Origin of the sequence: Serratia sp. M24T3, from assembly GCF_000257645.1 — a bacterium.
Classification (GTDB): domain Bacteria; phylum Pseudomonadota; class Gammaproteobacteria; order Enterobacterales; family Enterobacteriaceae; genus Rouxiella.
On the sequence record NZ_AJHJ01000015.1, the window covers coordinates 26871 to 38870 of the forward strand.

Here is a 12000-nt window from a genome sequence, read left to right on the forward strand (position 1 = left end):
CTTCCTGCTCCACGCTGGTCATAGGTCAGTCGCTATCCTGTTAGTCAAAAGCTCGGCATCTTTCAATCCTCATAGAAGTTGCCGGTTTGGCATCAGCGCATGTCTCCACTCAGCCGCGAGTGGCCAAAGTGCTGCCTGTCACGCGCTGACAATGACCTCAATCAGATTCGGCATGCCGCTGGCAATCGCCGCCTCGATGGCCGGTGCAATATCCTGAGCACGACGAATCTGTTGCCCCGGCAACCCCATCGACTGCGCCAGCGCCAAATAGTCAACTTTGGGATTAACAATGTCCATGGCGATAAACGTGTTGGTTTGTGCAGAGGAATAATGCGCCTGGCCGCGCATAAAGTTCTTCAGGATGTTGTATTCCTGATTGTTCATGACTACGTAGGTAATGGGCAGATTCTCATGGGCAGCGGTCCACATCGCCTGCGGCGAGTACATTGCCGCGCCGTCGCCGACCAGACATACCACCGGCTGTTTGCCTAACCCGAGCGAATAACCAATTGCCGCTGGCATCCCCCAGCCCAATGCACCGCCGCGCATAAAAGCGTAATGCCCGGAATTATGACTGGTAAGGAATTTGCGCATCAGCGGCGACACACAAAGTGCTTCATCGACGATAGTCACGTCGGGGCCAATCGCTCTTACCACCTCGTGGGCAGCAACAATCGGCGCTATCACCGGCAGGCTGAATTTTTCGGCGACGATTTTCTCCAACTGCTCGCGGGCAAATTTCCGCTGGTCACTCGCCTGAGCCATAAACGCGTGATAGCTTTCACGCTTCGCCGCCGTTGCCTGCTCCAGCAGCGGCAAAAAGGCATTAAGTGAGGCCTTGATATCCCCGACGATGGATAGCTTGGTTGCATAGGAACGCCCCAGGTCATTGACATCCGCCGAGAGCTGGTAAACCGCGCAAGTATCGGGTACCGCCGGTCCTTCACTGTACAGAATGGTGATTAGCGATTTGCCGCCGAGGGCAAAAATCGCCTCGTAGTTATCGAGAATTTCGGCGATACCGGTCGCCGTTGTCGGCATATTGCCGCGCCACAGAGCGTGTGAGGTCGGATATGGGATCCGTGATGGCCAGGAAGAGCCATAAACGTGCGCGCTCAACAGTTCGGCCACCTTGATGGTTTGCTCTGTCGCACGGCTGGTATGAATTTCATCACCGGCAATAATCGCTAATTTGCCTGGCGTGCACTGCGCCAGAACCTCGGCCAATCGCGGCAATGAGCCTCCAACTGCCCGGCGATCAATCTCTGAACGCTCGCCAATGCTGACGTCACTGAGCTGATCCATGATGTCCATCGGCAAGGAGAGAAATACCGGCCCGCTCGGCGCAGCATTACAATCATGAAAGGCGCGGCGCAGCAAAACCGGCAACTGGGAAGCGTTAGAGACATCCTGAGCCCATTTCACCGCCGGTGACGCAATGCTGACCAAGTCGTCATATAAAAGCGGATCGCTTATTGAGTGGCGGGTATCTTGCTGACCCGCCGTTACTATCAATGGCGTCTGTGAAACTTTGGCATTGAGCAGGTTGCCCATGCCGTGTCCCAGCCCACCGGCAGTGTGTAAATTCAGAAATCCCGGCTTGCCGGAGGCCTGGGCATAACCGTCAGCCATCGCCACTGCGCTGGCTTCCTGCAAGGCGAGGATGTATTTCAACGCCGGATGGCGTAACAAAGCATCCATCAGTGGAAGTTCAGTGGTACCGGGGTTGCCGAAGATATATTCGACACCTTCACTGTGCAGAGTTTCCAACAGAACATCTGCCCCACGGCGATTATTTAATGCTGAAGATTTAATGACAGTCACGGTATTGAACTCCAATGATTAATTAAGCCCGTCCAGGTTAATAAAGAGGCAATTAAATGTAGCCGGAAAAATAGGATTATTAGCCATTGATTATTTATTTAATTATGTAATTTTATTTTAGATGATGATTTTTCTTCACGAAGGGAAAATAAGGTCAAAAATACTATTATTCTGTATCTGCCTGGGTGGCAGCATTCGTGAGCGCACAGCAACCCTCTCAGGTACTGGAAAGCCTGGGTTCTTGGAAAAAATGGCCACCAGCGACTACACTCAAGGGTAGAGCCCTATAAAATAATTGTCGCTATTAAGATTTATCATGTTCTTGTTCATTGATTTCAAGTCACAAATCTTACCGTCGTGGCATTAATAACTTTCGATGCAGTTAGAAGTTTATGTTGTTAAAAGTTTATGTTGCTAAAAATTTAGAGTAAAGCGCACCTTTTACGAGTTAAGTGAAATTAATTCGTTAGATCCTGCCTTAACGCCACATGCCTATATCATTTCGAACCGTGCATGTTTTCCCTATCAAAGGCAGAAGCAGACAGGAGAATTATTTTGAGTACCGTAGTGACAGAGAATTCAACAGATTTACCGCCTCCTTCTTTTCAGGCCAGCCATCAGTACGCCTTCTTTTTCGACGTTGACGGCACCTTGGCCGAAATACAGCAAAATCCGGGCGCCGTGACCATCCCCGAAACAGTACGCGCCAACTTGCAGTCGCTTTCAGCTATCTGTGGCGGAGCGGTGGCGTTAGTATCTGGACGCCCTATTACTCAGCTCGACCAGCTCGCGTCCCCACTCACTTTACCGATGGCCGGCGTCCACGGCGCTGAACTTCGTGATGCCGGTGGCAATGTTCATCGGGTCCAGCTGCCTGAAGATGTGGCGCAGCCGTTGCAAAAAATGCTTGAAGAAAAAATGTCTACCCTGCCCGGCACCCTGCTCGAAGCCAAAGGTATGGCCTTTGCCCTGCACTATCGTCAGGCCATGGAGTATCAGCAGCAGGTGCTGGAACTTGCCGAAACGGCGGTGGCTCGTTTCCCTGAACTGGCGCTACAGCCTGGCAAATGTGTGGTAGAAATTAAACCGCAAGGCATCGATAAAGGCGCAGCTATCGAGACCTTTATGCAGCACGCCCCGTTCGCGGGAAGAATACCGGTTTTTGTCGGCGATGACCTGACAGACGAGAAAGGATTTCTCACGGTAAATGCCGTGCAGGGAATTTCAGTCAAGGTCGGTGATGGCGCAGGCCATGCCCGATATCACCTAAGTCAGGTTGCGGACGTTTACGACTGGCTGGAAAAAACACTATTACAATTAAAACAAGATAATGCAGGTAAGGGGTCAAGGTTATGAGTCGTTTAGTGGTAGTTTCTAACCGAATAGCAATTCCTGATAATTCAAAAGCCAGCGCGGGCGGATTGGCGGTCGGCGTTCTGGATGCGTTGAAAACCACCGGTGGACTATGGTTTGGCTGGAACGGAGAGATAAGCGAAATATCTGGCGAAGAAGACGATGAATTAAGCGTGGTCGAGCACGATGGGATCACTTATGCCTCGATGCCGTTGAATCAAAACGATTACGACCTTTATTACTGTCAGTTTTCCAATGCCGTTCTGTGGCCGGCTTTCCACTATCGAATCGACCTGGTGGATTTCCAGCGTGAAGCCTGGGAAGTTTACTGTCAGGTCAACGACTTGCTGGCCAAGCGCTTAAAACCGCTGATCAAAGAAGATGACGTATTGTGGATCCACGATTATCACTTGCTGCCATTTGCCGCCGCGTTACGAAAAATTGGCGTTAATAATCGCATCGGTTTCTTCCTGCACATTCCTTTCCCAACGCCTGAAATATTCAATTCGTTACCGACGCATCAGGAACTGCTGAAAATGATGTGCGAATACGACCTGCTGGGATTCCAGACCGAGGCCGATCGCATGGCTTTCGTTGAGAATCTCAAGCAACAAGATCTGTTGGAGGAAATCGACGAGAAAACGCATCGCGCCTACGGCAATACCTTTAAAACCGAGGTCTACCCGATTGGTATTTCACCGGACAGCATAAAAGAGATGGCCGAAGGCCCGTTGCCGCCGAAAATGGCCGCAATGAAAAAAGATCTCGGCGACGTGCAAAATATTATTTCATGCGAGCGTCTGGATTATACCAAGGGCCTGCCGGAACGTTTCCTGGCTTTTGAGGCTTTATTGGAAAACTTTCCGCAGCATCGAGGCAACGTGCGTTATTCGCAGATTGCGCCCACCTCGCGCGGCGATGTTCTTGCTTATCAGGACCTTCGTCATCAGTTGGAGATGGAGGTTGGCCGCATTAACGGAAAATACGGTTCATTGCACAGCACGCCTCTGTTCTATCTTAACCAGCATTTTGATCGCCGCCTGTTGATGAAATTGTTCAGACTTACTGATGTCGGCCTGGTGACGCCCCTGCGCGACGGTATGAACCTGGTTGCCAAAGAGTACGTTGCGGCGCAGAATCCTGAAGATCCCGGCGTGCTGGTGCTCTCACGCTTCGCCGGTGCCGCTAACGAGATGACCGCCGCGCTTATCGTCAATCCTTACGACCGTGACGAAGTGGCCGCAGCGTTGCATCAGGCATTGAATATGCCGTTGGAAGAACGTATTTCACGCTACAACGAGATGATGGAGTTACTGCGCAAGAATGATATCGCGCAGTGGAGTAAAAGCTATGTCGAAGATTTACAGGCCATCCCGGTTCGTAACAGCGGCCATGGCGCGGTAGCGGAACACGCCGCTTCCTGACCTGATGACCGTTTTCTTACCTAATCAGCCCCAGATCGGGGCTGTTCATAAATAGTTTCAAACAAATCACCTCAAATTTAGGTGTTTGCCCCAACCGTTAGTGTCTTTTTTTAGCAGCGTAATGAATATGTTATGGATTTCTGGACCATTCGTGCTCCATGGAAATGTGATGAAGCGCACGCTTTTACGGTTGATAAGCAGGCGAATGTCTACACTTATTAAAGATAAGCACGGGATGCATCCCGTAAATTTGGACGCAATGAAGAGGTTTGTAGCGTATGCACAACTCTAAATTACAGACAGTTGAAGAAATAGATTTCGAGCTCGACCAGAACAAAGAATTTCAGCTTGAGCCACTCGAGCTGATCTTAGAAAAAATGATGGATGCCGAGCCAGAGCCGGAAATGATCGAAGGGTTGCCGCAGTCGGATGCCCTGACCCCGGCCGACCGTTATTTAGAACTTTTTGAGAACGTGCAGACAGCGCGAATTTTTCCCGACAGCAAAACTTTCCCCGATTGTCCGCCTAAAATGGACCCGCTGGACATTTTGATCCGTTATCGGAAAATTAATAAGCACCCACAGTTCGACTTAAAGAAGTTTGTCGAAAAGCACTTTTGGATGCCCAAGGATTATGGCAGCGATTACGTTTCCAACCCCGGCGATACCCTTAAGGAGCACATCGACAACCTCTGGCCAGTGCTGACACGCGAGCCTGAACACCATATTCCGTGGTCATCGCTGCTGACCCTGCCGCAGGCCTATATCGTGCCCGGTGGTCGTTTTAGCGAAACCTATTATTGGGACTCATACTTTTCGATGCTCGGTTTGGCCGAAAGTGGTCGCCACGATTTGCTGCGTACCATGGCGGACAACTTTGCCTGGCTAACAGAAATTTATGGCCACATTCCCAACGGCAACCGGACCTATTATTTAAGCCGTTCCCAGCCGCCGGTGTTTGCGCTGATGGTGGAACTGTTTGAAGAAGACGGAGTTCGCGGAGCACGGCGTTATCTCGACCATCTCAAGAAAGAATACGAATTCTGGATGGACGGTTCTGAATCGCTGGCGCCAAATCAGGCCTATCGACACGCGGTCAGAATGCCCGACGGTACTCTGCTTAATCGTTACTGGGATGACAGGGACACGCCGCGCGATGAGTCATGGCGCGAGGATGTCGAGACGGCGAAGCACTCGAGCCGTCCGGCTAACGAGGTGTATCGCGATCTGCGTGCCGGGGCCGAATCAGGCTGGGACTATTCGTCACGCTGGCTGCGCGATCCGGATCGCCTGGCGAGTATTCGTACCACAAAATATATCCCGGTCGATCTCAATGCCTTCTTGTTTAAACTGGAAAGCGTCATTGCCAATATTTCAGTACTCAAGGGCGAGAAAGATACCCAGGCGCTGTTCCGCCAGAAAGCGGAAGATCGCCGCAAGGCGATGAATAACTATTTGTGGGGCGAAGATGAAGGCTGTTTCCGCGACTACGATTGGCATCGCCAGCAGTTTGGGCTGTTCTCGGCCGCCAGCGTTGTCCCGCTCTATGTCGGCCTGGCCACGCATAATCAGGCTGACAAACTGGCAGAAGCGGTGCGTAAGCGTTTATTGACTTCGGGCGGCATTATGGCGACCGAGTATGATACCGGCGAGCAGTGGGACAAACCCAACGGTTGGGCGCCGCTTCAATGGATGGCGATTCAGGGCTTCAAACAGTACGGCAATGACGCCTTGGGTGACGAAATTGCTCGTAGCTGGCTGAGAACGGTGAATACTTTTTATAAGCAACACCACAAACTGATCGAAAAATACCATATCTTCGGTGACACAGCCCAGGGAGGCGGCGGTGGTGAGTATCCATTGCAGGACGGCTTCGGCTGGACCAACGGCGTTGTCCGCCGGCTCATCGGATTGTATGGCGAGAATTTTGATTAAATCAATCTAGACGCCTCTCAAATGATAAAAAGCCACTTTAAAAGGTGGCTTTTCCATTTCTATCGCTCCCCTCCCCCAAGATCCTTGCTTCAAACTCCCTGCAAATTAACTTTTAGTGCTTCAAACATAAACGAGAAGATAACTAAGCATTTTCGGACGTTGATAGATAAAAAAGTCGTTACTAAAGTGGATTGAGTATTCACTGTCTGAATGAAATAGGGTCATTCCTAGAGTGAAAGTTTATTAGAAACAGCGCTATCTGCTTTCCCTTAAGTTGTTGCAGGCTCGGAGCGCAAAGTGACGTTATCAGACAGGGAGTTAATCTCACTATGCAAGATATTCAAGAAAACAAACCCAAATCGCGTCCTCTCTGGCGTCGGTTGCCTAAAAAAATCGCTAAACATTTTTTACGCTGGAACGGACGTTTTCAGGCGCGCCATTCTCTGATCTCTACGACCCCAAAAATCAATAATGATGAATTTGACTGGGTAGAGCGTCTGGAAAGTGCATGGCCTGAAATACGCGCGGAGCTCGATCACTTGCTTGAGCACCCGGAGGATATTCCAGCTTTCCACCAAATCTCCCCGGATCAAAAGAAAATTTCCAAGGGAGACAACTGGAAAACCTTTGGCATGTATGTGTACGGCCAGAAAATTGAGCAAAACTGCGAGATCTGCCCTCGCACCGCTGAAGCCATCAGCTCCATCCCGGGGATGTATACCGCGATGTTCTCGATTCTCAAGCCGCATTACCACATCGTTCCCCACAAAGGCCCGACTCGTGCCGTAGTCCGTGCTCATTTGGGTCTTCAGGTGCCAAAAGAACGCGAAAAGGTCTGGATTCGCGTTGATGATCAAATCCTGCATTGGGAAGAAGGTAAAGTTCTGCTGTTTGATGACTCTTACGAGCATGAAGTGCTGAATGATACCGACGAGATGCGTGCCGTGCTGTTCCTGGACGTCGTTCGCCCGATGGATAAAGTGGGCACCTTCTTCAACAACATTCTGTTTGCCTTGATCAAGGCAAGCCCGTATGTCAGAAAACCAATCAAGAACCTTTCGAACTGGAAAAAAAGTACCCACTAAGATTTGGAGCTCCCAAGGATCGGCAGGCTGCCTATTGCTGCTGAATCTCAGGCTCTAAAATTTCTGCCTATCCAGCGTCTTGTTTTATATACAACAAAATGAGGCGGCTGGAAGGCAGTCTCCTCACACAATATCTCGCTCCCAACTCCCCTGTGAACCCGCGACTCTGCGCGCTATATCCCTGCGCAGCTTAAACCTGCCCATAAAATTTAATGATAATGCTTTTCATTTGCGGTAGTTAATGATAATTATTACCGCGAAAAAATTCAGCCTTCCTTTCGCCTGATATCTGTTGAGAACAGGACTGGTTTTACAGCCTGAAAACACGAGGCAGGAAGGGAATAATCAGTAATTTAGGGAGAAAATAATGTCATCTCGTTTTACACCTGCCAAAAAGGGAATTACCTCGGCATTGCTGCTGACTTCGGTTCTTTTTTCAACCTCGCCGTTCGCTGAAATTCACGTCTCAATGGAAAGAAAAGCGGTCGACAAAGGCGTTTATGAATTAGCCTATAGTGCTGATCAGAAAGCGCTATTTGTCGCGTCCTCTCAGGGTCGCCAGGATAAAAGTGGTGCATTATACCGTTTGGACCCGAGCAGCCTTGCCGTGAGCCAATCCATAAAAACCAACCTCAAACCTTTTGGCGTGGCGCTGAACAGCAAAACGGATACTGTTTTTCTGGGCAATACCACCAGCAGCGCAGTGACTTCGGTTGATGCCAAAACCAATAAAGTGCTGCAAGAACTGGTATTGGATAACCGCCCGCGCACTGAAAAGGAACGCCCGCTGGCACCGCGTGAACTGGTTGTAGACGAGGCGACCAACACGCTTTACGTCGGCGGTTTGGGTAAAGAGAGCGTGATTTGGGTAGTCGATGGTGCAAACCTGACGCTTCGTCACACGATTGAAGGTGCTGGGAAAATGGCAACCGGCCTGGCCATTGATGCCAAAGCTTCTCGCCTGTACATCACCAACGCTGATGGCGAGTTCCTGACAGTAGACACCAAAACCGACAAGATTCTGTCTCGGGTGAAAATTGATAACCCCGGTGAACACTTTTACCTGAATATCAGCCTGGATACCGCGAAGCACCGTGCCTTCGTGACCGATTCGAAAGAACCAAGCCTGCTGGTTTTAGATACCGAAAACGGGAAAATAATCCACAAGATAGCGATTCCAGCCTCTCTGGCGGTGCTATTCAACCCGGCACGTAACGAAGTCTATGTGACTCACCGTGATGCGGGCAACGTTAGCGTTATAGATGCGACTAGCTATAAAGTACTGGAAACGCTGGATATCCCGACGCATCCACAGAGCCTGGCCATTTCCGACGACGGGCAAACCCTGTATGTCAGCGTGAAGCAAGAATCCAGCCGACAGAAAGAGGCCACCGCGCCTGATGAAGTCGTTCGCGTAACTTTTAAATAACTTTTGAATCTCAACCCCTCGGCCGGTGCCAGTTATAGCCCTGGTCGAGGGCATTAATGAGGCGAAACTGATGACAACGGCTATATTTTAGCTGTTACCTTTTCTGTTCAAATCTTGAAATCACTTTTCCGAAGTTCTCATTCCAACATCAGATTCATCACATCGGGAGTTGCCATGACACGCCTGACAGCCAAAGATTTCCCCCCTGAATTGCTTGAACTTTATGACTATTACGCTCACGGAAAAATCACCAAGCGCGAGTTTCTTTCAATGGCGGCGAAATACACTGTCGGTGGCATGGCGGGCATGACACTGCTGAGCTACATGAGCCCAAACTATGCGCTGGCCCAGCAGGTCGAGTTCACCGATCCGGCAATCGTACCTGAATATATTCATTATCAATCCCCTGAAGGCAACGGCGATGTCAGGGCCTATATGGTCAAACCGGCTGGAGCGACGGGCAAAACGCCGGCGGTTGTGGTGGTGCATGAAAATCGTGGTTTAAATCCATATATCGAAGACGTCGCCCGCCGCGTCGCCAAGGCCGGATTTATCGCGCTGGCCCCCGACGGTTTAACCTCGGTTGGCGGCTATCCAGGCAATGATGACAAAGGTAAGGAGCTGCAGCAGAAGGTGGATCCGACCAAGTTGATGAATGACTTTTTTGCCGCTGTTGATTTTATGATGCATCACCAGCAAACCAACGGAAAAGTCGGGATTACCGGTTTTTGCTATGGCGGCGGCGTCGCCAATGCCGCGGCGGTGGCATTTCCCGAGTTGGCAGCTGCCGTGCCTTTTTACGGCAGGCAGCCAAAAGCCGAGGACGTTCCGCGTATCAATGCCCCCTTGCTGTTGCACTATGCCGAATTGGATAAAGGCATCACCGATGGCTGGCCGCCCTACGAGGCTGCGCTAAAAGCCTCTGGAAAAACCTATGAAGGTTACCTTTATAAAGGGGCCAATCACGGCTTCCACAATGACTCTACACCGCGCTATGACAAAACTGCGGCAGATCTTGCCTGGAGTCGCACCATAAAATGGTTTAACAAATATCTGGTGTAACCCCTTGTTGTATAACATGGCAAATTGTTTAACATGGCAAATTATACGACATGGCAAATTGTACAAAATAGCAAACCTGAACGCGCCAGCCTTATCTCTGGCTCGCGCGTTTAGGCTCGGCATGCAAAGTAAAATGCTGCCTCAAACCCAGAGGGCGTGAAACTCCACGAGGATCGCTGAGCAAAGGCAAGCGTAATGCAGGATGCGCAAGCGGTCGAAGCCGCCAGACAGTATCGCCGATAAACCTGAAATGAACTTCGTCACCGTGCAACTGCACATCGCGTAAATCCCCGGTAGACATCGCCGACCCAATGAGCGCCTTGTCGAGTAACTCAAATTTTTTGTTGCATAACAATACCGTGAGAAACTCTTCCTCAGGAATATCATCGGTAATGAACAGCAGGTAGCCGTTATCCAACGCCACGGCTTTTTCGAGTATTTTTCCCTCGATAAAGGTGCCAGTGGGCGTCGCCTCAAACAGGATTTCACTCTTGGCCGGGGTAAACTCGGTATCTTCGTGAATAATATGTAGCGTAATCGAATCAGTAAAATTCATCATTACTCCTTGTTTTACCAGGCGAGGCTCATCCCCATCGACGCCAGCGCGCCGCCCACAAATGCACCGATCGTGACACAAACCGGGGCGCCGGGGCCACACATCAGTCCTGCAACAGCACCGCCCGCCATGCCGCCTAAAATGCCGCTCCCTGTGACAACAGCCTCCTGCTTGACCGCGGCGACCTTGTCGTCCGAAGTCGCAATCACATAAACCGACACCGCCAATGACAAGACCAATAGCCCCTTGCCCGCTCGCGAATAGGTCAGCATTTTGGCATTGACGCGGGGATTGGATTTCCCTGCAGACTTTACAATATCAGCATAGATTTTATTTTTCTGTAGTTCGCTTAAATTATTAAAAATCGCCGATTCGCCGAAATTCTGCCGAGTTTTGTAAGCTATCAAAGCATTTAGGGTTTTACCCTCCCTTTTTAGCTGCTGGGCCATGGCACGCCCAAGGGGTGTGCTTCTGCCTCGGATCATTTCCATGATGCTATTGCGCATATCCTGTGCTTCGCTGGCGGCCTGCTCCCAGCTTATTACACCACTTGCGGCTCTGCCGGTAAGGTCATTAGACGTCGCTTTTATCAGTTTAGAATATTCAAGCCTAAGCCTGGGATCGATAGTGAGATAGGTGCCACCGTTCGCTAATTCGCCCTGTAAGCCATCAAGAGTAGCCTGGCATATTTTTTTATAATCTTCTTCTGTTGTATCCATAATCGCCCCCCACGAAAACTAGCTCATAATTTCATTGTAAGTGCTAATAGAGAAAAAATAAGATTTTTATTACCTTGCTCTGCCGATGAATTTCCCTCAGGATCTCATTGAATATTTCTCACATAAAATTCACTTAAGATTAAGTTTAATTTATACCCATAAATATGCTCTTGATAACTGCAAGATAAATAATTAACAATTAAAATAAAATAATTTATGCGTACAAATAGGACATTATTCCTAATAATCATGACATTCATTCCTCTCAGGCATAATAAAATGAAATGATGCCACCATTTAATAACCCTATAAAACTACTTATTGGATAAACTTACTTAAGTTTCGCCATCTTCTAAAGTCAATTAAAAAGCTCAAAAAAATATCGATCCGCATCACATAGCTAAAATATGGCTATAAAATTGTTTCTGTCATTAATTACATGATTTAAATAAAAATTAAATATTAAATTATGATTTAAAATCAACAAGTTAAATAATGCTAGCAATTATAAAAACACTTGATGAATCATTATAATTTCTGTAATAAAAAGGGAGCCAAGTCATAAATATTGGCTTTAGGAGTAATCCTATCTTGATCAATTTATGCGGATCGAT

Annotated in this window: 9 protein-coding genes; 6 read left to right on the plus strand and 3 right to left on the minus strand. The window is 49.1% G+C overall.

The window, feature by feature from the left end; all coding sequences use genetic code 11:
- Positions 1-138: 138 nt before the first annotated feature.
- A complete protein-coding gene (locus SPM24T3_RS13185; protein WP_009637264.1) occupies positions 139-1824 on the minus strand; it encodes a thiamine pyrophosphate-binding protein in 1686 nt (561 codons plus the stop codon).
- 555 nt (positions 1825-2379) lie between these two features.
- On the opposite strand from SPM24T3_RS13185, the gene otsB reads away from it, so the two are divergent.
- The 6 genes from otsB (at position 2380) to yghX (ending at position 10111) form a co-directional block, all read left to right on the plus strand.
- Complete coding sequence (gene otsB, locus SPM24T3_RS13190) at positions 2380-3180, plus strand: trehalose-phosphatase (RefSeq protein ID WP_009637265.1); 801 nt, start codon at positions 2380-2382, stop codon at positions 3178-3180.
- A complete protein-coding gene (gene otsA / locus SPM24T3_RS13195) occupies positions 3177-4601 on the plus strand; it encodes an alpha,alpha-trehalose-phosphate synthase (RefSeq protein ID WP_009637266.1) in 1425 nt (474 codons plus the stop codon). Before otsB ends, otsA begins: the two co-directional genes overlap by 4 nt.
- A gap of 278 nt (positions 4602-4879) precedes the next feature.
- Entirely contained in the window at positions 4880-6535 is a 1656-nt protein-coding gene (locus SPM24T3_RS13200; protein WP_009637267.1) for an alpha,alpha-trehalase, read from the plus strand.
- Positions 6536-6864: 329 nt separating this feature from the next.
- Positions 6865-7620, plus strand: a complete 756-nt coding sequence (locus SPM24T3_RS13205) for an aspartyl/asparaginyl beta-hydroxylase domain-containing protein (RefSeq protein ID WP_009637268.1) — start codon at positions 6865-6867, stop codon at positions 7618-7620.
- A 367-nt stretch (positions 7621-7987) separates the two neighbouring features.
- Positions 7988-9049, plus strand: coding sequence for a YncE family protein (locus SPM24T3_RS13210; protein WP_009637269.1), 1062 nt, complete (start codon positions 7988-7990; stop codon positions 9047-9049).
- 174 nt (positions 9050-9223) lie between these two features.
- The gene (yghX, locus tag SPM24T3_RS13215) at positions 9224-10111 is read left to right on the plus strand and encodes a YghX family hydrolase (protein WP_009637270.1); all 888 of its coding nucleotides are present in this window, start codon (positions 9224-9226) and stop codon (positions 10109-10111) included.
- A 91-nt stretch (positions 10112-10202) separates the two neighbouring features.
- On the opposite strand, the gene SPM24T3_RS13220 is transcribed toward yghX, so the two are convergent.
- Together SPM24T3_RS13220 and SPM24T3_RS13225 are read right to left on the minus strand one after the other, a co-directional pair.
- Positions 10203-10670, minus strand: a complete 468-nt coding sequence (locus SPM24T3_RS13220; protein ID WP_037378501.1) for a hypothetical protein — start codon at positions 10668-10670, stop codon at positions 10203-10205.
- Positions 10671-10681: 11 nt separating this feature from the next.
- On the minus strand, positions 10682-11386 hold the full coding sequence (locus tag SPM24T3_RS13225; RefSeq protein WP_009637272.1) for a hypothetical protein: 705 nt from the start codon (positions 11384-11386) through the stop codon (positions 10682-10684).
- Between the last annotated feature and the right edge of the window lie 614 nt (positions 11387-12000).

Bases quoted from the DNA above. Each gene is read 5' to 3' on its own strand.
- otsA (WP_009637266.1), top strand. From the start codon at position 3,177: ATGAGTCGTTTAGTGGTAGTTTCTAACCGAATAGCAATTCCTGATAAT.
- SPM24T3_RS13200 (WP_009637267.1), top strand. From the start codon at position 4,880: ATGCACAACTCTAAATTACAGACAGTTGAAGAAATAGATTTCGAGCTC.
- SPM24T3_RS13205 (WP_009637268.1), top strand. From the start codon at position 6,865: ATGCAAGATATTCAAGAAAACAAACCCAAATCGCGTCCTCTCTGGCGT.
- SPM24T3_RS13210 (WP_009637269.1), top strand. From the start codon at position 7,988: ATGTCATCTCGTTTTACACCTGCCAAAAAGGGAATTACCTCGGCATTG.
- yghX (WP_009637270.1), top strand. From the start codon at position 9,224: ATGACACGCCTGACAGCCAAAGATTTCCCCCCTGAATTGCTTGAACTT.
- SPM24T3_RS13220 (WP_037378501.1), bottom strand. From the start codon at position 10,670: ATGATGAATTTTACTGATTCGATTACGCTACATATTATTCACGAAGAT.
- SPM24T3_RS13225 (WP_009637272.1), bottom strand. From the start codon at position 11,386: ATGGATACAACAGAAGAAGATTATAAAAAAATATGCCAGGCTACTCTT.